Origin of the sequence: Micromonospora sp. NPDC049101, assembly GCF_040648675.1 — a bacterium.
Classification (GTDB): domain Bacteria; phylum Actinomycetota; class Actinomycetes; order Mycobacteriales; family Micromonosporaceae; genus Micromonospora.
In genome coordinates this window covers 119,992-139,189 of sequence record NZ_JBEZED010000011.1, presented here as the reverse complement: position 1 = coordinate 139,189, position 19,198 = coordinate 119,992, and the positions used below count along the sequence as shown (strand labels likewise).

Here is a 19,198-nt window from a genome sequence, read left to right as displayed (position 1 = left end):
GAGCGCGATGATCTCGGGATCCCAGCGCCTCTGGCGCACCAGTCCGCTGACCTACGTGGCGCTCGTCCTGGCGGCGCTGCTGTCGATCTACCCGTTCTACTACATGCTGGTGATCGCCACCCGCAGCCTGGAATCCATCAACGACGTGCCGCCACCGGTAACCCCCGCCGGCGCGTTCGGTGACAACTTCGGGCGGGTGCTCGACAACGACGCCGCCAACTTCTTCACCGGCATGATCAACTCGATCATCGTCTCCTCGGTGGTCACCCTGTCGGTGGTGCTCACCGGTTCGCTGGCCGGGTTCGCCTTCGCCAAGCTGCGGTTCAAGGGCAGCAACGTCCTCCTGCTGGCGATTATCGTCACCATGATGATCCCGACCCAGATGGGCATCATCCCGCTCTGGGGCATGATGCAGGACCTGGGGTGGTACGACACGCTCTACGCGGTCACCGTGCCGTTCCTGGTCACCGCCTTCGGCGTGTTCATGATGCGCCAGTACGCCAGCCAGGCGATCTCCGACGAGCTGATCGAGGCCGGTCGGGTCGACGGGGCGAGCACGTTCCGGATCTACTGGAGCATCGTGCTGCCCGCGCTGCGCCCCGCCGCTGGCGTCCTCGGTCTGCTGACCTTCATGGAGACCTGGAACTCGTTCCTCTGGCCGTACGCCGTCCTCACCCCGGAGAACCCGACCCTGCAGGTCTCGCTCTCCTTCCTGTCGTACGCCTACTACACCGACTACTCCCAGGTGTTCGCCGCCACCGCGATCGGCACCATCCCTCTCGTGCTCGTCTTTCTCGTGTTCGGCCGCCAGATCATCGGCGGCATCATGGAAGGTGCCGTCAAGTCGTGAGCAACCCCGCCAGCCCCAACGCCGTCGACGTTCTCGACGACCGTCCCGGGCTGACCTTCCCACCCGGTTTCCTGTGGGGGGCCGCGACCGCGGCATACCAGATCGAGGGGGCGGCGGCCGTCGACGGCCGTACCCCGTCGATCTGGGACACCTTCAGCCACACCGACGGTCGGGTCGTCGCCGGGCACACCGGCGACGTCGCGTGCGACCACTACCACCGGCTCGGCGACGACGTCGCGCTGATGGCCGAGTTGGGCCTCAAGTCGTACCGTTTCTCGGTCTCCTGGTCCCGGGTGCAGCCCAGCGGCACCGGTGCGGCCAACCCGCAGGGGTTGGACTTCTACCGGCGACTTGTCGACGAGCTGCTGGCCAAGGGCATCGAGCCGTGGCTGACCCTCTACCACTGGGACCTGCCGCAACCCCTGGAGGACGCCGGCGGCTGGCCGGCCCGGGACACCGCGGCCCGCTTCGCCGACTACACCACGCTGGTGGCCGACGCGCTCGGTGACCGGGTGCGCTACTGGACCACGCTCAACGAGCCGTGGTGCTCCGCGTTCCTCGGCTACGGTTCCGGCGTGCACGCCCCGGGCCGCACCGACGGGGCGGACGCGGTCCGCGCCGGGCACCACCTGATGCTCGGTCACGGCCTGGCCGTGCAGGCACTGCGGGCCACCCGGCCGACCGCCGAGGTGGGCGTGACGGTCAACCTCTACCCGGTCGACCCGGCCAGCGACACCCCTGCCGACCGGGACGCCGCACGGCGCATCGACGGGTTGGCCAACCGGTTCTTCCTCGACCCGCTGCTGCGTGGGTCGTACCCGGAGGACCTGGTTGCCGACCTCAGCACCGTGACTGACTTCGCCCACGTGCGCGACGGCGACCTGGCGACCATCTCCACGCCGCTGGACCTGGTCGGGGTCAACTACTACAGCCGGCACGTGGTCGCCGCACCGGCCGAGGGCGTCGAGGCCGACCCGGCCCCCTCGTGCTGGCCGGGCAGCGAGGACGTCCGGTTCGTCACCCGGGGCGTCCCGGTCACCGACATGGGCTGGGAGATCGACGCCCCGGGCCTGGTGGAGACCCTGCGCCGGGTGCACGAGTACACCGACCTGCCCCTCTACGTCACCGAGAACGGCTCCGCGTTCGTCGACACGGTGGTCGACGGGCAGGTCGACGACGTCGACCGGCTGGCCTACTTCGACGCCCATCTGCGTGCCGCGCACGAGGCGATCGACGCAGGAGTGCCTCTGCGGGGATACTTTGCCTGGTCGTTGATGGATAATTTCGAATGGGCCTGGGGCTACACCAAGCGGTTCGGCATGATCCACGTCGATTACGACAGTCAGGTCCGCATTCCCAAGTCCAGCGCCAAGTGGTACGCCTCGGTGATCCGGCGCAACGGTCTGGCCGCACAATAGGCTCGGGCCAGCCATCAGGACGGCCCCGGCGTCCACCTCTCGCAGGTGGCGCCGGGTCCGCCCGCCGTCGGAGGAGCAGACGATGACAACGCAGCGCACCCGGTCACTCGGGCGTCCGACCCTCGATGCGGTCGCGGCACGCGCCGGTGTCGGTCGGGGCACGGTCTCCCGCGTGGTCAACGGCTCGCCGCAGGTCAGCCCGGAGGCCCGGGCCGCCGTCCAGCAGGCCATCGCCGAGCTGGGGTACGTGCCGAACCGTGCCGCCCGTGCGCTGGTCACCCAGCGGACCGACTCCGTCGCCCTGGTGGTGTCCGAGTCCGGCGAGCGGGTCTTCACCGAGCCGTTCTTCGCCGCCATCGTCCGGGGCATCAGCTCCGGCCTGCTGGAGACGCCGATGCAGCTCTGGCTGGCCATGGCGCAGTCGCCGGTGGAGCGGGAGCGGGTCGAGCACCACCTGACCAACCAGCACGTCGACGGCGTACTCCTGCTGTCGTTGCACGACTCCGACCCGTTGCCGACGCTGCTGGAGGAGCGCGGCCTGCCCGCCGTGCTCGGCGGTCGGCCCGCCCGGATGCTGCAACCGGGCGCCCAGCCGGCGTGGTTCGTCGACGTGGACAACGTTGGCGGGGCCCGGCAGGCGGTGGAGTACCTGGCGAGGCAGGGGCGACGTCGCATCGCCACCATCGCCGGCACCCAGGACATGGGCGTCGGCCTGGCCCGTCTGGCCGGCTACACCGAGGCGGTCAAGGCCACCGGGGCCGGCGTCAACCCCGACCTGATCGCGTACGGGGACTTCAGCGAGGGCAGCGGCGCGATCGCCATGCGCCGACTGTTGGATGCCTGCCCGGATCTGGACGCGGTCTTCGTCGCGTCCGACCTGATGGCGTTCGGCGCACTGCGGACGCTGCGGGAGGCCGGCCGGCGGGTGCCCCAGGACGTCGCGGTGATCGGCTTCGACGACGCGACGATCGCCCTCCGGGCGGACCCGCCGCTGACCACTGTCTTCCAACCGGTGGAGGAGATGGGCCGGCAGATGGCCCGCCTGCTGGTGGCCCGGATCCGCGGCGAGGCCCTCCCGGCCCCCCACATCCTCCTGGACACCCAGCTAGTCCACCGAGCCTCCGCCTAACCCCCACCCCCTGGGGGTCTCTGCGTTGATCATGGAGTTATTGCCATGACACGCCGATGGGACGGGCAATAACCTCATGATCAACGAGGGCGGGGAGAGGGCGGGGCGGGGGCGGGGTTAGTGGGTCCAGCGGCGGAGTTCGCGCTTTGCCAGGGAGTTGCGGTGGACCTCGTCGGGGCCGTCGGCCAGGCGCAGGGTGCGGGTCTGTGCCCAGAGGGCGGCCAGCGGGGTGTCCTGGCTGACGCCCGCGCCGCCGTACCCCTGGATGGCCTTGTCGATCACCCACTCCGCCATCGCCGGGGTGCCGATCTTGATGGCCTGGATCTCGGTGTGTGCGCCCTTGTTGCCGACGGTGTCCATCAGCCAGGCCGTCTTGAGCACCAGGAGTCGGGCCTGCTCGATGCGCACCCGGGACTCGGCGATCCACTCCCGGACCACGCCCTGCTCGGCGAGGGGCCGGCCGAACGCGATCCGCTCGTTGGCGCGGCGGCAGAGCAGCTCCAATGCCCGCTCAGCCATTCCGATCAATCGCATGCAGTGGTGGATTCGGCCCGGGCCGAGCCGGGCCTGGGCGATGGCGAAGCCGGTGCCCTCGACGCCGATCAGGTTCTCCGCGGGCACCCGGACGTCGACGAAGTCGATCTCGGCGTGCCCGCCGTGCGACCCGTCGGTGTAGCCGAAGACGGTCATGCCCCGGCGCACGGTCACCCCCGGGGTGTCCCGGGGGACCAGCACCATGCTCTGCTGGCGGTGCCGGTCGGCGGTCGGGTCGGTCTTGCCCATCACGACGAAGATCTCGCAGCGCGGGTCCATCGCGCCGGACGACCACCACTTGCGTCCGTTGATCACGTACTCGTCGCCGTCGCGGGTGATCCGGGTGGCGATGTTGGTGGCGTCGGAGGACGCCACGTCCGGCTCGGTCATGCAGAACGCGGAGCGGATCTCACCCTCCAGCAGCGGCATCAGCCAGCGCTGCCGCTGCGCTTCCGAGCCGAACTCGGCAAGCAGCTCCATGTTGCCGGTGTCCGGTGCCGCGCAGTTGACCGCCTCCGGCGCCAGGTGCGGGCTGCGCCCGGTCAGCTCGGCCAGCGGTGCGTACTGGAGGTTGGTCAGGCCGGCGCCGTAACGCGGGTCGGGCAGGAACAGGTTCCACAGGCCGCGCTTGCGGGCCTCCGCCTTCAGCTCGGCCAACACCGGGGTACGCGACCACGGGTCGCCGGCGGCCACCTGCTCGGCGTGCACGGCCTCGGCCGGGTAGACGTGCTCGGTCAGGAACCGGGTCAGCTCGTCGCGCAGCTCCTCGGTCCGGCTGTCGTATGAGAAGTCCATCACCGCTCCCTGGCAGCGGTCAGCCCGTGCGCGACCAGCGGTGCCACCATCTCGCCGATCCGGTCGAAGCCCTCGCCGAGCGTCTGCCCGAGGGTGTGGCGGTAGTGGATGCCCTCACAGATGACCGCGAGCTTGAAGCAGCCCAGCGCCACGTGCCAGTGCAGCGGCCCGACGTCCACGTCGCTGCGCCCGGCGTACCTGTCGATCAGCTCGTCGCCGGTGGGGAAGCCGGCGCGGGGGCCGAGCCCGTCGGCGACCGGGTTGCCCTCGGCCGTGTCGCTGCCGCCGAGCACGTCCCAGTACGTCAACAGCAGCCCCAGGTCGGCGAGCGGGTCACCGAGGGTGGCCATCTCCCAGTCGAGGACGGCGTGCACGGCCACCGGGTCGGCCGAGGCGAGGAGGTTGTCCAACCGGTAGTCGCCGTGCACGATCCGGCCGGCGTTCGCGCCCTCCGGGGCGGTGGCCGCGAGCAGGTCACGCAGCTCGTCGATGCCGGGCAGCTCGCGGCTGCGCGAGCGGTCCAGTTGCCCGCCCCAGCGGCGGACCTGCCGGGCCAGGTAGCCCTCCGGGCGGCCGAAGTCACCCAGCCCGACCGTGGCCGGCTCGACGCTGTGCAGCGCGGCGAGCGTGTCCATCATCGCCATGGCGAGGGCCCGGCGTTGTTCGTCGCCCAGCGGGTCGGTCTGCGCGCGGGAGCGGAACACCTCACCGGGCATCCGCTCCATCAGGTAGAACGGCGCGCCGATCACCTCCGGGTCGGTGCAGAGCAGCAGCGTGCCCGGGACCGGCACCTCGGTCGACGCCAGCGCGGAGATGACCCGGAACTCGCGGGCCATGTCGTGCGCGGTCGCCAGCACGTGCCCGAGCGGAGGGCGGCGCAGCACGACCTCGCGGTCGCCGAGGCGCAGCAGGTAGGTGAGGTTGGACTTGCCGCCCGCGATCAGCTCGGCCCGCGGCGGCCCGACCGCCAGCTCGGGCCGGTGCTGGGCCAGATAGCCGGCGAGCCGGTCCAGGGCGAGGCCGGCCGGAGAGGCGGAAACGGTGCCCGGTCGCGACGTGTTGGCGGCCGGATCACTCATCCGACTAGTTGATGGCAGCGTGCTCACGTTGTCAAGGTCAGAGTTTCCCCTCGGGTCATGCCTCTGCAACAGGGACGAAATGGTCAACCGGCAGGCTGTGACACAGCCTGCCGGCCGCTTGTCGCCGGCCCGCCGAGCGGAGGGACAGACATGTTGCTGCGAGTTCGGGTCACCCTGCCGGACCGTCCGGGCACCCTCGGCCAGGTCGCCCGCACGTTGGGCGTCTCCGGGGCGGACATCGTCCAGGTGGTGGTCCTCGAACGACTCGGCGGGCGCGCGGTGGACGACTTCACTGTCGTCTGGCCGGGTGCCGGCCGGGTGGAGCGGCTGCTTGCCGGTCTCGCGGCGATTCCGGGCGTGCGGGTGGACGGTGTGTGGCGGGCGATCGGCGCGCCCACCACCACCGGCCAGGACGCGGAGCTGTTGGCCCAGGTCGCGGCCAACCCGGTCGACGGGTTGGCCACCCTTGTCGACGCGGTCCCCGGGCTGCTGGCGGCCGACTGGGCCGTCGCCGCCGTGGTGCCTGTGGACTGGGCCTCACGGACCGGAGGCGGCGGGGCCACGGTGGGGCACGCGAGCTGGCGTACCCCGGTGCCCCTGCGGTTGCCGGAGGTGACCCCGCTGCGCGGTCGGTCGATGACCACGCCCGACGGCACCCACCACGCGATCGCGCCGTTCGGCCGGGCGGGCCTGGTGCTGGTGGTGGCCCGGGAATACAGCGACACCCTCTGCGCCGCCAACTTCCACAGCACCGAGGTCGATCGGCTCACCCAGTTGGTCCGGGCCAGCGCGGTGATCCTCGGCGATCGGCTGGACCTGGTCGGCGCGCCGCCGGTGGTCGCCGGCCCCTGACCGGCCGGCGAGTTCCCGGGCGCGACACCGCCGGGCAATCGCGCGGCAACAGCCGGCGACGAGGCTCTGCGGTGGGAAGGGAGCCAACCATGACGTTGTGGCGGATTCGGGCAACTGTGGACGACCGGCCGGGTTACCTGTCGGTGCTCACGGCGAGCCTCGCGCTGCGCGGGGTCAACATCCTCACCGTGCAGGTGCAACCCACCGAGCAGGGCGCGGTGGACGACTTCCTGGTCGACGCGCCCGACGCGCTCGACGAGGCGGGCCTGATCGCCGCCGTCGAGCGCGGTCGGGGCCGGGACTGCTGGGTGGCGCGCAGCGAGGCGCGCGGCCTGGCCGACCAGCCCACCCGGGTGCTCGGGCTGGCCAACCGGCTGGTGCGCGACCCGGACGCGACGGGCGAGGCGTTGCGCACCCTGCTCGGCGCCGACTCAGTCACCTGGCGACCCGCGTCGACAGACGTCGACCGGGGGATCACCGGCGCCACCATGACGCTTGCCGACCCGGCGGGCGGCTCGTTCGCGCTGCGCCGGGCCGCGCCGGCCTTCACTCCGGCGGAGTACGCGCGGGCACAGGCCCTGGTCGAGCTGGCCGCGACCGTGGCGCGTCGGGCCGCGGAACAGGTCACCCTGGTGCTGCCCGACGGGGCCGAGGTGGCCGTCCGGCCGGGCTGCGCGCACGACCTGTCCGGTGTGCTGGAGCTGCACGAGACGTGTTCACCGCGCAGCCGGCAGCGGCGTTATCTGGGCGGGGCGGCGCTGCCGCAGCCGGCCCGACTGCGCCGGCTGCTGGAGCCGGGGCGAGGGTTGACGCTTGTCGCAACCACCACCGGTGCCGACGGCGCGGGTGAGTCGGTGGTCGCCATGGCGAACCTGCTCGGCGAGGGCGACGAGGCCGAGGTGGCGCTGCTGGTGCGCGACGACTGGCAGCGGCGAGGGCTCGGCTCGGCGTTGCTGCGCCGGTTGGTCCGGCACGCCGACGCGGCCGGGTACGCGGCGCTGGTGCTGCACGTCCAGGCGGAGAACACTCCGATGCAGCGGATGCTGCGGCGGCTGGACCGGCCCAGCTCGGTGGAGCGCGACGGCGTGCTGCTCACCGTCACCGTTCCGCTCGCTCTGGCCGCTAGGTCGGACCGGCAGGGCGTGGCCTCTACGCCTGGCCTCTAGGGCCTGCTCGGCGCCGGGACGGCTCGCGGCGGCCCGAGACGCAGAACCGGTTGCCCTCGGGGTCGGCGAGCACCACGTACGGCGGCTCGGTCGGGTGCGGCTCGGTGGGATAGTGCCGCCAGTTGACGATCCGGGCACCGAGGGCGAGCAGCCGGTCGAGTTCCTCGTCGAGGGGTCGGTCGCCGGCGTCCAGATCGAGGTGGAGCCGGGGGAACTCCCGCGCGGGACTCTCGCTGAGGTCCATCGCGAGGGCCATGCCCGACACCCCCGGCGGCGGCTCCAGCACGATCCACTCGTCGCCGGTGAAGCGGGGCTCGCGGCGACGGTAGCCGAGGGCCGTGGCCCAGAAGGTTCCTGCCCGCTCGGCGTCGGACACGCCCAGAGACAGCTGCGCGATCAATGCCATCTCCCGACGGTACGCGCAGGCAATGGCCCTTTGCGCGTACCGAGCGTCCACAGGGGGCGTCTCGCGTTCTCGGTGTCGGTGTGGAGAGGGCCCTGCGCGCGAAACGCCCACGACCGGCCGCCGGAGTGACGTTCGGGGCCGGTCGCGGGCGTTCGTCGGTCAGCTGGTGAAGGTGATCCGGTCGCGACGGCGACGCGTCATCAGCAGGGCGCCGCCGCCGATCAGGGCGACACCGCCGAGTGCGAGGCTGGTGACGGCCACGCCGGTGAGCGGGAGGCTGCCCCCGTTGTCGCCGCCGCCCGCGCCTCCCGGGGTCGAGGCTGAGCCGCCGGCTGCCGGCGAGCCCGACGGCGGGACCGACTCCGACGGCGGGACCGAGCCCGTCGGCGTCGACGTGGCCGGGGTGGTCGGCGTCGGCGAGCCCGTGGTGGGCGTCGGCGTCGGGGACTCAGTGGTCGGCGTCGGGGTCGGCGACGCGGTGGTGCCGGCGCCGGCGCACGTGTGGCTGAGGTTGAACCTCTCACCCTCGCCGCTGACGAGCGCGCTGCCGCCGGTCAACGTCCATCCCGCCGGGGTGAAGAGATAGGCGTGCTTCACCTGCTTGTCGCCGCCGCCGTTGGCGGACAGGAAGTCGGTGTAGGGATCCGCGGGGTTCGGCACGGTCACCGTCACCGAGACGCCCGCTCGGTCCTTGAAGGTCAGCGTCAGGCTCTGGAAGTCACCGGCCCGCTTGGTGGGCAGCACGAAATGCCAGCCGTCCTGATTGGTGGGTCGCGTGCCGAACTTGGGGTCCTGGCACTCCTGCTGGAACGTCCCCGCCGTCGCGCCGGAATGCGCGGGGTTGAGGGGAACGACGCTCGACGCCCAGACCGGGGAGGCGATGGCGAGAACGGCCGTGGCGGCGGCGGTGGAGACGGCCGCGCGCGTCAGGCGCCGACGCAGTGGCATGAGGATTCCTCCGGTATTGGTCGAGGGGGCCGCTCATGATCCCATGTCGGGGGCCCGCCGCCGGCATCACTCGACCGGCCTGAGCTGGGCGACGTCTCGGTCGGGAAGTGCCTGCCGGGTCGGTGTTTCCTGCTGCCGCGCGCGTGTCGTCGTAACACCCACGAGCGCGGTGGCGCTGGCGATGCAGTACGGGCTTCCCAATCGATGACGGGCGCATTACATTGTCGGTTATCCATGGGAGCGCTTCCACGGCTTCTGTGGTCACACCGCCACCTCGCAGTCGCCGGTGGCCGTGCCGCCCGTACGCCGTCCCGCGTCGGTGCGACCGCCGGCGGCACCTCCGACAGGAGCCCGCATGCGCCACCTGACCCGGCCGTCCAGCGGCCACCCCGGTCGGTCACCGGTCGCCGACCAGCCTTGGCCCCGGCGCTTGCTGGCTGTCGGCGTCGCGCTGCTCACCGGCGCGTCCCTCGCGGTGACCGGGCCGCCGTCCGGGCCCGCGTCCGCCGCGCCGGCCGCGACCTACAACTACGCCGAGGCGTTGCAGAAGTCGCTGCTCTTCTACGAGGCGCAGCAGTCCGGCAAGCTGCCCGACTGGAACCGGGTCTCCTGGCGCGGTGACAGCGCCCTCACCGACGGCGCCGACGTCGGAGTGGACCTCACCGGCGGTTGGTACGACGCCGGTGACCACGTCAAGTTCGGCTTCCCGATGGCGTTCAGCGCCACCATGCTGGCGTGGGGGGCGGTCGAGTACCGCAGCGGCTACACCTCGTCCGGGCAACTGCCGCACCTGCTCAACAACCTGCGCTTCGTCAACGACTACTTCATCAAGGCGCACCCGTCGGCAAATGTTCTCTACGGACAGGTCGGCAAGGGCGACGACGACCACAAGTGGTGGGGTCCGGCCGAGGTGATGCAGATGGCGCGGCCCGCGTACCGGATCGACGCGAGCTGTGGCGGCGCGGACCTGGCGGGGGAGACGGCGGCCGCGATGGCCGCCTCGTCGATGGTGTTCCGGTCCACCGACGCGGCCTACGCGGACAAGCTGCTGGGCCACGCGCGGCAGCTCTACACCTTCGCCGACACGGTGCGGAAGTCCTACCACGAGTGCATCACCGACGCGACGAGCTTCTACCGCTCGTGGAGCGGCTGGCAGGACGAGCTGGTCTGGGCCGCGATCTGGCTGCACCGGGCCACCGGTGAGGCGAGTTACCTGGCCAAGGCCGAGAGTGAGTACGACAAGCTCAACACCGAGAACCAGTCCACCACCCGCTCCTACAAGTGGACCATCGCCTGGGACAACAAGCAGTTCGGCGCGTACGTGTTGCTGGCCAACCTGACCGGCAAGCAGAAGTACGTCGACGACGCCAACCGCTGGCTGGACTACTGGACCGTCGGGGTGAACGGGCAGCGTGTTCCGTATTCCCCCGGCGGGATGGCGGTGCTCGACTCCTGGGGCGCGCTGCGGTATGCGGCCAACACCTCGTTCGCCGCGCTCGTCTACAGCGACAAGACCACCGACACCACCCGCAAGGCGCGCTACCACGACTTCGCCGTCCGGCAGATCAACTACGCGCTCGGCGACAACCCGCGTAGCTCCAGCTACGTCATCGGGTTCGGCGCCAACTCGCCGAAGAACCCGCACCACCGCACCGCGCACGGTTCCTGGTGGGACAGCCAGACCGTGCCCGTGCAGACCCGGCACACCCTCTACGGCGCGCTCGTCGGTGGCCCGTCCGCGGCCAACGACGCGTACAGCGACAGCCGGTCGGACTACGTGATGAACGAGGTGGCCACCGACTACAACGCCGGCTTCACGTCCGCGCTGGTCCGACTGACCTCCGAGTACGGTGGCACGCCGCTGGCCAACTTCCCGGTCGCCGAGACGCCGGACATCGACGAGTTGACCGTGGAGACCACCGTGGCGCAGGCCGAGCCCCGGGCCACCGGGCTGAAGGCCATTGTTTACAACAAGTCGGCGTTCCCGGCGCGTGCGCTGACCGACGGGAAGTTCCGCTACTACTTCCGGCCCGACGGCACCGGACCGGTGCAGGTCACCGCCGGCTACACCCAGGGCTGCCCGTCCCCGACCACCGCCAAGCAGTTCAGCGGCGACATCTGGTACGTCGAGGTCGACTGCACCGGGCACACCATCGCCCCGGCCGGCCAGTCGGCGCACCGGATGGAGGTCCAGTTCAAGATCGGCGTGCCGGAGGGCGGCACCTGGGACCCGACCAACGACCCGTCGTACCAGGCCACCGCCGGGCCCAACCGGAAGGTGCCGCTCTACTCCGGCACCACCCGGGTCTGGGGCGACGAGCCGGGGCCGGTCGTGCCGGACACCACCGCCCCGACCACGCCGGGTAAGCCTGTCGCGTCCGGCCTCGCGCCCCGTTCGGTCACCCTGACCTGGCCAGCCTCCACCGACAGTGGTGGCAGCGGCCTGGCCGGCTACGACGTCCGCGAAATCCAGGTTGGTGGCGACACGGTGCTGAACCGGCCCGTCACCGGCACCACGCTCACCATCTCGACACTGCTGCCGGAGCACACGTACGAGTTCGCGGTGATCGCCCGCGACGGCGCGGGCAACAGGTCCGCGGCCTCTCCGGTGCTCACCGTGACCACACCGCCGACCGGGTCGGCCGACACCACCGCGCCGAGCACCCCCGGCACCCCGGTCGCGTCGGCGGTCACCGCCACCGGGCTCACCCTGGCCTGGACCCCGTCGACCGACAACGTCGGCGTCACCGGGTACCGGGTCTACCGCGAGGCCGGCGCCACCGACGCGCTTGTCGGCTCGCCGACCGGCACCACCGTGGCGGTGTCCGGGCTGACCGCGTCGACGGCGTACCAGTTCTACGTGGTGGCCGTGGACGCGGCCGGCAACACCTCCGCGGCGTCCGCGCCGGTCGCGGTGACCACCGCGCCCACGCCGGTCGGCGGCGCCTGCTCGGTGGGGTACGCCACCACCGACTGGAGCCCCGGCTTCACCGCCAGCGTGACGATCACCAACACCGGCACCACCGCGATCAACGGCTGGACGCTGCGGTTCAGCTTCCCCGGCGGGCAGACCGTCAGCCAGGGCTGGTCGGCGGCGGTCAGTCAGACCGGCGCGGCCGTCACCGCCACGAACCTGTCCTACAACGGCACGATCGCGCCCGGCGCGTCGGTGAACTTCGGCTTCAACGGCGCCTACACCGGCACCAACCCGAAACCGACAGCCTTCACCGTCAACAACACCACCTGCGCTCTCTCCTGAGCCCACAGTCGACGAGATCTTGGGCAGTTGTCGTTACGCCGAGACGACAACTGTCCGAGATCTCGTCACGTCCGGGGATAACCGCCCGGGATTCCGGGCAAGTCAGCCGCGTGGGGGAGTTGCTGACCGTCGGGCACGGCACCGCCGACCGGGTGCGGCTGGGAGAGTCGCTGACCGCCGCCGGGGTGGCCCTGCTGGTGGACGTGCGGCGGTACCCGGCCAGCCGCACCAACCCGGACGTCCACCGCGAGCAACTCGAACGGTGGCTGCCCGAGATCGGGATCGACTACCGCTGGGAGCCGGATCTGGGCGGACGCCGGCACGTCCCGGCCGGCGAGCCCGAGCCGGACACCTGGTGGAAGGTCGCCGCGTTCCGGGCGTACGCCGCGTACACCCGCACCCCGGCGTTCGACGCGGCGCTGACCGGGGTGCTGGCCGACGCGGCCCGACGGACCACGGCCGTGATGTGCAGCGAGAGCCTCTGGTGGCGCTGCCACCGCCGGCTGATCGCCGACGTCGCGACCCTCGGTCGGGCAACGCCGGTCGCACATCTCACGCCGGACGGGCGGCTCAGCACCCACCAGCCCGTCGAGGGGGCCCGGCGCCTCCCGAACGGGCACCTGTGCTGGGACGGGTGAGTCACTCCACGAGATCGTCGGCAAGCAGGTCCATCAGCAGGCCGTCGTGCCAGCGCCCGTCGTCGCCGCGCTCGTAGCGGCGCAGCACGCCCACCGGACGGAAACCGACCTTCGCGTACGCCCGGATGGCGGCGCTGTTCGCCGCGGCCGGGTCGATGGTGAACCGGTGGTGGCCGTACTCGTCGATCAGGTGCCGGGTCAGGGTGCGGATCGCGTCGACACCGAGCCCGGCACCGCGTACCGCCGGGTCGAGGAAGACGTCCAGGCTGGCGTGCCGGTAGTCGGGGTCGGGTTCGGCGTACCACTGGATCGCGCCGACCACCCGGCCGTCGTGCTCGATCGCGTACACGTGCAGGTCGTCGTCGCCGAGGTCGGCGCGGACGGACTCGGTCAGGTCGTCGCCGCCACGCCACCAGCGGCGCACCTCCGGCGTGGCCCGGATCGCCGCGAAGGCCGGCACGTCCGCGACAGTCGCCGGTCGCAGGGTCACCGACCGCCCGCGCAGCACCGGTTCAGCCCCTGCTCTCGCCGTGCTCGACGCAGACCGCCGACCAGCCGACCGGCAGCACCTGCACCTTCATCCGGCGGCGGCACCGCGAGCAGAACCGGGGCGGCTCCAACTGGCGGGCCGACGCGCACGCGGGGTGGGCGTCGGCCGTCGCCGACTCACCGCACCTGTCGCACCACAGCTCGGTCGTCGTCATGGTCGTCACAGCGTGGCAGAGAGCGCCTTGACCGGCATCTTCAATTCGTCCAGCAGGGCCAGGTCGGCGGTCGCCGGTCGACCCAGCGTGGTCAGGTAGTTGCCGACGATCACCGCGTTGATGCCGCCGAGCAGGCCGTCACGGGTGCCCAGGTCACCGAGGGTGATCTCGCGACCACCCGCGTACCGGAGGATGGTGCGGGGCATGGCCAGCCGGAACGCGGCGATGGCCCGTAGCGCGTCCTTGCCCTCCACCACCGGGCGGTCGCCGAGCGGCGTGCCCGGCCGGGGGTTGAGGAAGTTGAGTGGCACCTCGTGCGGGGCCAGCTCGGCGAGCTGCGCGGCGAACTCGGCCCGCTGCTCGACGGTCTCACCGAGGCCGAGGATGCCACCGCAGCACACCTCCATGCCGGAGTCGCGCACCATCCGCAGCGTTTCCCAGCGCTCCTCCCAGGAGTGCGTGGTGACCACGTTGGGGAAGTACGACCGGCAGGTCTCCAGGTTGTGGTTGTAGCGATGCACACCCATGTCGACCAGGTCGTCGACCTGCTCCTGGGTGAGCATGCCCAACGACGCGGCGACCTGGATGTCGACAGCGGCCTTGATGGCGGCGACGCCGTCGCGCATCTGCTTCATCAGCCGGGCGTCCGGGCCGCGCACCGCGGCGACGATGCAGAACTCGGTCGCCCCGGTCTCGGCGGTCTGCTTCGCCGCCTCGACAAGCGACGGGATGTCCAGCCAGACCGACCGCACCGGCGAGGTGAACAGGCCGGACTGGGAGCAGAAGTGGCAGTCCTCCGGGCAGCCGCCGGTCTTCAGCGAGACGATGCCCTCGACCTCGACTTCGGGGCCACACCAGCGCATCCGCACGTCGTGGGCGAGTTGCAGGGCGGCGGGCAGGTGCTCGTCGGGCAGGGTCAGCACCGCGAGGATGCCGGCCTGGTCGAGGCCGACACCGTCACCCAGGACCTGGGTCCGGGCCTGGTCGAGGATCTCTGGCATGCCTCGTACCCTACTAGGCCCCTGCCAAGGCCCCCGGTCAGCCGGAATGGCCTGGCAGCCCGGCGGGTGCTCGCGTCGAGTGGATCCGTCGGGCCGGCGGTGGCGGGTGGTAATTTCGCCCGGCAGGTGTCGGGCTGGCCGGCACGGACGGCGACGAAGGGGTGACGGTGGCGGACTGGCTGGCGGCGCTCGACCGCCGCGCGCAGTTGCGGGCGAAGGCGGGGCTGACGCGGCGACTGCACCCGCGTCCCGCCGGCGATCAGGTGACCGATCTGGCCGGCAACGACTACCTCGGCCTGGCCACCCACCCGGAGGTCATCGCCGCGGCCACGGCGGCACTGTCGGCGTACGGGCTGGGGGCGACCGGGTCGCGCCTGGTGCGTGGTTCCACCGACGCGCACCAGGCGCTGGAGGACGAGCTGGCGCAGTGGCTGGGCACCGATCGGGCCCTCGTCTTCTCCTCCGGCTACCTGGCCAACCTCGGTGCGCTGCGGGCGCTGGTCCAACCTCGGACGCTGCTCGTCTCCGACGCGCACAACCACGCGTCCCTGATCGACGGCGCTCGGATCTCCGGTGCGGAGACGGTGGTCACCCCGCACGTCGACGTGGACGCCGTCGCCGCCGCACTCGCGGCCGCACCGGGCCGCCCGGCGGTGGTGGTGACCGAGTCGATCTTCTCGGTCGACGGTGACCTCGCCCCGCTGGCCCGGCTGCACGCGGTGGCCCGGCGGCACGGCGCGCTCCTGTTGGTCGACGACGCGCACGCGCTCGGTGTGACCGGTCCGGCCGGCGCGGGTGCGGTGGCCGCCGCGGGGCTGGCCGGCGAACCGGACGTGCTGGTGACCGCAACCCTGTCCAAGGCGCTCGGTGGCGCCGGTGGCGTGGTCGCCGGCCCCGCCGAGTTCGTCCGGCACCTGGTGGAGACCGGGCGTACGTTCATCTTCGACACGGCGCTGCCGCCGGCGGTCGCCGCCGGTGTGCACGCCGCGCTGCGGCTGGCCCGGGTCGGCGACGACATGCGCGGGGAGTTGTCCGACCGGGTGCGGTTGGCCGTCGTTCGACTGCGGGCGGCCGGGCTGACCGTCTCCGCGCCGGACGCGGCGGTGATCTCGGTGACGGCTCCCGGGCCGGAGGCGGCCAGCGCCTGGGCCGTCGACTGCCGGGATCGGGGCGTCGCGGTCGGGTGTTTCCGGCCGCCGTCCACCCCGGACAGCCGCTCCCGTCTGCGCCTCACGGTCAGCGCCGGGGTGCCCCGGGCGGATTTCGAGCGGGCCCTGGAGGTCATCGTGGAGTGTGCCCCGCAGTCGCGAGCAGAGGTGGCGCCGTGAGCGCGAGGAGTGAGCCGGGTTTGCGAGCCCCGCAGTCGCGAGCAGAGGTGGCGCCGTGACCGGGTGGGAGGGACCGGTTCTGGTCACCGGCACCGACACCGAGGTCGGCAAGACGGTGGCGACCGCGGCGATCGCGGCCGCGGCGCAGGCCGCCGGGCTGCGGGTGGCGGTGGTGAAACCGGGCCAGACGGGTACGGCCGGCGGTGAGCCCGGCGACGTGGACACGGTGAACCGGCTGGCTGCCCCGCTGACCGGGCGGACCCTGGCCAGCTATCCCGACCCGCTCGCCCCGTTGACGGCCGCCCGGGTCGCCGACCTGCCGCCGTTGGAGCTGTACGAGACGGTGGACGCCGTTCGTGCCGAGGCGGACAAACACGACCTGGTGTTGATCGAGGGCGCGGGCGGGTTGCTGGTGCCGATGGGGCTGCGCCCGTCGGGGGAGGCGTGGACGATGGCCGACCTGGCGGTGTCGCTCGGCGCGCCGGCGGTGGTGGTCGCCCGCGCCGGGTTGGGCACGCTCAACCACACCGCGCTGACCCTGGAGGCGCTCGACCGGCGGGCGGTGCCGGCCGGTGTGGTGATCGGGGCCTGGCCGAGCCGGCCGGAGTTGGTGCACTGGACGAACCTCACCGAGCTGGTGCCGAATCTGCTCGGCGCGCTGCCCGACGGCGCCGGGGCGATGGACCCGGGCGTGTTCCGGCGTTCCGCGCCGGGCTGGCTCACCCCGGCCCTGCACGGGGTGCTCGACGACTGGCGGGTCTGGGCCGAGGAGAGCGGCTGAACACCTGACTTTCGTCGGTGTTCGCGCAGGTCGGGCGTGGGTAGCCTGGCCGCCGTGCGGATCCTCGACTTCCCGCTGCCAGGTCCGCTGGATCGGCGGCGTCACCTGCTGCTGGACGCGCTGCTCTGGGCGGTGGTCGCGGCCCCGGTCGGCTACGCCGGGGTCAGCCCGTCCTACCCGCGCTACGCGGTGCCGCTGCTGGTCGGCAAGTTGCTGCTGCTCGGCGCGGCCACGGTGGCGAGTCGACGCCGACCGTTGGTCGCCCTGGTGCTGGTGGTGCTCGGGTCGGTCGTCGACGGCAATTTCGTCTTCGCCATTCCGGTCTTCAGCTATCTCACCGGGCGGCGCAGCGTCTCCGCGGCCCCGGTGGCCGGGGTCTTCGCCCTGATCGTGGCCGGCGGGACGGCGCTCAACCTGGGTCTGCTCGGCACCGGCGAGGCCACCTGGTTCCTGCTGGCCTCGGTGTTGCTCTTCGCCGCGGTGTTCCCCTGGCTGGTGGGCCGGTACCGGCGTCAGCAGCAGGAGTTGGCCGCCGCGGGTCGTCGGCACGTGGACGCGCTGATCCGCGAGGAGCGCGGTGCCGCCGAGCGGATCCGGCTGCGGGAACGGGCCCGGATCGCCGGGGAGATGCACGACTCGCTGGGCCACGACCTCAGCCTGATCGCGTTGCGCGCCGCCGCCCTGGAGGTCGCCGCCGACCTGAACGACCGGCACCGGGCCGCGGCGGGGGAGTTGCGGGCCAGCGTCTCCGCCGCCACCGAGCGACTACACGAGATCATCGGGGTGCTCCGCGAGGACGGTGGCGCGTCGGTGCGTCCGAGTGGGGAGACCGTCGCGGACCTGGTCGACAATGCCCGGGAGGCCGGCATGGCGGTCCGGCTGGAGGCCGCCTCGGTGGTCGCGGAGCTGCCGGCGATGACCGGCCACGCGGCCCACCGGGTGGTCCGTGAGGCGCTGACAAACGCGGCCCGGTACGCGCCGGGCGCCCCGGTCGACGTTCGTCTCACCCGCGACGGTGAACGGGTCGAGGTGTGCGTGGTCAACGGTGCTCCGCCGGCGGAGCCGCTGCCGGCCCCGCCGTCGCAGGGCAGCGGTTTGCTCGCGCTCGCCGAGCGGGTCCGCCTCGCCGGTGGGACGCTCGACGCCGGGCCCCGTACCGGGGGTGGGTTCGTCGTCCGGGCGGTGTTGCCGGCGACCGCGCCGCGGGTGGAGGCGATCGAGAACGATCCTGTGCCGTCCGGGGGCCGGCCCGGCCCGGTGGAGCGGCCGGTGGATGCGGCGCGGCGGCTGCACGACGCCCGTCGGCGGGTCCGGCGCAGTCTGTTGGTGGCGCTGCTGGCACCTGCCGGTTTCGCCCTGGTGCTCTCCCTCGTCTACTACCCGGTGGCGACCGCCGGGACGGTGCTGGACCGGGCCACCTTCGACCAGATGCGCGTCGGCACGGTCCGCTCGGAGCTGGCGGGTCTGCCCCGGCGGCAGGTGGAAAGCCCCGTCGGCGTCGACCGGGCCGGCTGCGAGTACTACACCGACGGCAACTTTCCCCTCGCCGAGCCGACCTGGCGGCTCTGCTTCACCGACGGCCGGTTGGCCAGCAAGGAGTGGATCGCCTAGTGGACACCGACAGGGCCGGGGCAGCGCCGGTGCGGGTGGTGCTGGCCGACGACGAGGCGATGATCCGGGCCGGCGTCCGGGCCATCCTCGCCACCGATCCCGGTATCGAGGTGGTCGCCGAGGCCGGTGACGGACGCGCCGCGGTGGAGCTGGTCCGCGCGCACCGACCTCGCGTCGTGCTGCTGGACATCCGGATGCCGCGGCTGGACGGGTTGGCCGCCGCCGCCGAGATCCGCCGGCTCGTGCCGGAGACCGCGACGATCATGTTGACCACGTTCGGCGAGGACGACCATGTGGCCCGGGCGCTCGGGCACGGCGCCAACGGGTTCCTGCTCAAGGCCGGTGACCCGCGGGAGTTGATCGCCGGGGTGCACGCCGTGGCCGACGGTGGCGCGTACCTGTCGCCGAGGGTGGCCCGCCGGGTCATCGAGCTGGGGGCGGGGCGGTTGGCCCGCCGGCCGGCCGCGCGGGACCGTACGGCCGGGCTGACCGAGCGGGAACGGGAGGTGCTGGCCCTGGTCGGGGCGGGGCTGTCCAACGCCGAGATCGCCCGCCGGCTGCACCTGGTGGAGGGCACCGTGAAGAGTTATCTGACCAGCATCTTCACCCGCCTGGACGTGCGTAACCGGGTGCAGGCGGCGATCCTCGCGTACGAGGCGGGGCTGGTCGACGGCTGAGCGGGGGCCGGGAAGCCCCCGC

Annotated in this window: 18 protein-coding genes; 11 read left to right on the top strand and 7 right to left on the bottom strand. The window is 72.4% G+C overall.

What is annotated here, in order from left to right:
* Positions 1-7: 7 nt before the first annotated feature.
* From AB0B57_RS17385 to AB0B57_RS17375, 3 genes are all read left to right on the top strand, one after another.
* Complete coding sequence (locus AB0B57_RS17385; RefSeq protein ID WP_357070181.1) at positions 8-850, top strand: carbohydrate ABC transporter permease; 843 nt, start codon at positions 8-10, stop codon at positions 848-850.
* Entirely contained in the window at positions 847-2,268 is a 1,422-nt protein-coding gene (locus AB0B57_RS17380) for a GH1 family beta-glucosidase (RefSeq protein ID WP_357070179.1), read from the top strand. Before AB0B57_RS17385 ends, AB0B57_RS17380 begins: the two co-directional genes overlap by 4 nt.
* A gap of 82 nt (positions 2,269-2,350) precedes the next feature.
* The gene (locus tag AB0B57_RS17375) at positions 2,351-3,397 is read left to right on the top strand and encodes a LacI family DNA-binding transcriptional regulator (RefSeq protein ID WP_357070177.1); all 1,047 of its coding nucleotides are present in this window, start codon (positions 2,351-2,353) and stop codon (positions 3,395-3,397) included.
* A 117-nt stretch (positions 3,398-3,514) separates the two neighbouring features.
* Here the strand turns inward: AB0B57_RS17375 and AB0B57_RS17370 are convergent, their stop codons facing one another.
* Both AB0B57_RS17370 and AB0B57_RS17365 read right to left on the bottom strand, forming a co-directional pair.
* The gene (locus tag AB0B57_RS17370) at positions 3,515-4,726 is read right to left on the bottom strand and encodes an acyl-CoA dehydrogenase family protein (protein ID WP_357070175.1); all 1,212 of its coding nucleotides are present in this window, start codon (positions 4,724-4,726) and stop codon (positions 3,515-3,517) included.
* Complete coding sequence (locus AB0B57_RS17365; protein ID WP_357070173.1) at positions 4,726-5,805, bottom strand: phosphotransferase family protein; 1,080 nt, start codon at positions 5,803-5,805, stop codon at positions 4,726-4,728. The genes AB0B57_RS17370 and AB0B57_RS17365 overlap by 1 nt, the downstream gene beginning before the upstream one ends.
* Before the next feature lie 150 nt (positions 5,806-5,955).
* Between AB0B57_RS17365 and AB0B57_RS17360 the strand changes: the two genes are divergently transcribed.
* Together AB0B57_RS17360 and AB0B57_RS17355 are read left to right on the top strand one after the other, a co-directional pair.
* Positions 5,956-6,657, top strand: coding sequence for an amino acid-binding protein (locus AB0B57_RS17360; protein WP_357070171.1), 702 nt, complete (start codon positions 5,956-5,958; stop codon positions 6,655-6,657).
* Between the two features lie 89 nt (positions 6,658-6,746).
* Positions 6,747-7,823, top strand: coding sequence for a GNAT family N-acetyltransferase (locus AB0B57_RS17355; RefSeq protein ID WP_357070169.1), 1,077 nt, complete (start codon positions 6,747-6,749; stop codon positions 7,821-7,823).
* Here AB0B57_RS17355 and AB0B57_RS17350 read toward each other — a convergent pair.
* Both AB0B57_RS17350 and AB0B57_RS17345 read right to left on the bottom strand, forming a co-directional pair.
* Positions 7,807-8,229, bottom strand: a complete 423-nt coding sequence (locus AB0B57_RS17350; protein ID WP_357070168.1) for a VOC family protein — start codon at positions 8,227-8,229, stop codon at positions 7,807-7,809. The two genes, AB0B57_RS17355 and AB0B57_RS17350, sit on opposite strands and share 17 nt — an antisense overlap.
* Before the next feature lie 159 nt (positions 8,230-8,388).
* Entirely contained in the window at positions 8,389-9,177 is a 789-nt protein-coding gene (locus tag AB0B57_RS17345; protein WP_357070166.1) for an LPXTG cell wall anchor domain-containing protein, read from the bottom strand.
* A gap of 355 nt (positions 9,178-9,532) precedes the next feature.
* Here AB0B57_RS17345 and AB0B57_RS17340 point away from each other — a divergent pair, with 355 nt between their 5' ends.
* Both AB0B57_RS17340 and AB0B57_RS17335 read left to right on the top strand, forming a co-directional pair.
* Positions 9,533-12,436 (top strand): glycoside hydrolase family 9 protein, encoded by a 2,904-nt coding sequence (locus tag AB0B57_RS17340; protein ID WP_357070164.1) that lies wholly within the window; start codon positions 9,533-9,535, stop codon positions 12,434-12,436.
* 110 nt (positions 12,437-12,546) lie between these two features.
* On the top strand, positions 12,547-13,074 hold the full coding sequence (locus AB0B57_RS17335; RefSeq protein ID WP_357070162.1) for a DUF488 domain-containing protein: 528 nt from the start codon (positions 12,547-12,549) through the stop codon (positions 13,072-13,074).
* 1 nt (position 13,075) lies between these two features.
* Here the strand turns inward: AB0B57_RS17335 and AB0B57_RS17330 are convergent, their stop codons facing one another.
* Genes AB0B57_RS17330 through bioB form a run of 3 tightly spaced genes read right to left on the bottom strand, consistent with a single transcriptional unit; the run spans position 13,076 to position 14,779 of the window.
* On the bottom strand, positions 13,076-13,582 hold the full coding sequence (locus AB0B57_RS17330) for a GNAT family protein (RefSeq protein WP_357070160.1): 507 nt from the start codon (positions 13,580-13,582) through the stop codon (positions 13,076-13,078).
* 4 nt (positions 13,583-13,586) lie between these two features.
* Positions 13,587-13,778, bottom strand: coding sequence for a hypothetical protein (locus tag AB0B57_RS17325; protein WP_357070158.1), 192 nt, complete (start codon positions 13,776-13,778; stop codon positions 13,587-13,589).
* A gap of 5 nt (positions 13,779-13,783) precedes the next feature.
* The gene (gene bioB, locus AB0B57_RS17320; protein ID WP_357070156.1) at positions 13,784-14,779 is read right to left on the bottom strand and encodes a biotin synthase BioB; all 996 of its coding nucleotides are present in this window, start codon (positions 14,777-14,779) and stop codon (positions 13,784-13,786) included.
* A 167-nt stretch (positions 14,780-14,946) separates the two neighbouring features.
* On the opposite strand from bioB, the gene AB0B57_RS17315 reads away from it, so the two are divergent.
* The 4 genes from AB0B57_RS17315 to AB0B57_RS17300 are packed head-to-tail and all read left to right on the top strand — an operon-like array spanning position 14,947 to position 19,176.
* Positions 14,947-16,107 carry an 8-amino-7-oxononanoate synthase gene (locus tag AB0B57_RS17315; protein ID WP_357070154.1) on the top strand — a complete coding sequence of 387 codons (1,161 nt, stop codon included), beginning with the start codon at positions 14,947-14,949 and terminating at the stop codon, positions 16,105-16,107.
* 55 nt (positions 16,108-16,162) lie between these two features.
* Positions 16,163-16,888: a dethiobiotin synthase gene (gene bioD, locus AB0B57_RS17310; RefSeq protein ID WP_357070152.1), complete on the top strand. Its 726-nt coding sequence runs from the start codon at positions 16,163-16,165 to the stop codon at positions 16,886-16,888.
* A gap of 54 nt (positions 16,889-16,942) precedes the next feature.
* Complete coding sequence (locus AB0B57_RS17305) at positions 16,943-18,499, top strand: histidine kinase (RefSeq protein WP_357070150.1); 1,557 nt, start codon at positions 16,943-16,945, stop codon at positions 18,497-18,499.
* A complete protein-coding gene (locus tag AB0B57_RS17300) occupies positions 18,499-19,176 on the top strand; it encodes a response regulator transcription factor (RefSeq protein ID WP_357070148.1) in 678 nt (225 codons plus the stop codon). Before AB0B57_RS17305 ends, AB0B57_RS17300 begins: the two co-directional genes overlap by 1 nt.
* Positions 19,177-19,198: the final 22 nt, after the last annotated feature.

What these genes read in the sequence shown, in the direction of transcription:
- AB0B57_RS17350 (WP_357070168.1), bottom strand. Translation starts at nt 8,229, where the DNA reads ATGGCATTGATCGCGCAGCTGTCTCTGGGCGTGTCCGACGCCGAGCGG.
- AB0B57_RS17360 (WP_357070171.1), top strand. Translation starts at nt 5,956, where the DNA reads ATGTTGCTGCGAGTTCGGGTCACCCTGCCGGACCGTCCGGGCACCCTC.
- AB0B57_RS17370 (WP_357070175.1), bottom strand. Translation starts at nt 4,726, where the DNA reads ATGGACTTCTCATACGACAGCCGGACCGAGGAGCTGCGCGACGAGCTG.
- AB0B57_RS17345 (WP_357070166.1), bottom strand. Translation starts at nt 9,177, where the DNA reads ATGCCACTGCGTCGGCGCCTGACGCGCGCGGCCGTCTCCACCGCCGCC.
- AB0B57_RS17375 (WP_357070177.1), top strand. Translation starts at nt 2,351, where the DNA reads ATGACAACGCAGCGCACCCGGTCACTCGGGCGTCCGACCCTCGATGCG.
- AB0B57_RS17365 (WP_357070173.1), bottom strand. Translation starts at nt 5,805, where the DNA reads ATGAGTGATCCGGCCGCCAACACGTCGCGACCGGGCACCGTTTCCGCC.
- bioB (WP_357070156.1), bottom strand. Translation starts at nt 14,779, where the DNA reads ATGCCAGAGATCCTCGACCAGGCCCGGACCCAGGTCCTGGGTGACGGT.
- AB0B57_RS17385 (WP_357070181.1), top strand. Translation starts at nt 8, where the DNA reads ATGATCTCGGGATCCCAGCGCCTCTGGCGCACCAGTCCGCTGACCTAC.
- AB0B57_RS17355 (WP_357070169.1), top strand. Translation starts at nt 6,747, where the DNA reads ATGACGTTGTGGCGGATTCGGGCAACTGTGGACGACCGGCCGGGTTAC.
- AB0B57_RS17340 (WP_357070164.1), top strand. Translation starts at nt 9,533, where the DNA reads ATGCGCCACCTGACCCGGCCGTCCAGCGGCCACCCCGGTCGGTCACCG.
- AB0B57_RS17325 (WP_357070158.1), bottom strand. Translation starts at nt 13,778, where the DNA reads ATGACGACGACCGAGCTGTGGTGCGACAGGTGCGGTGAGTCGGCGACG.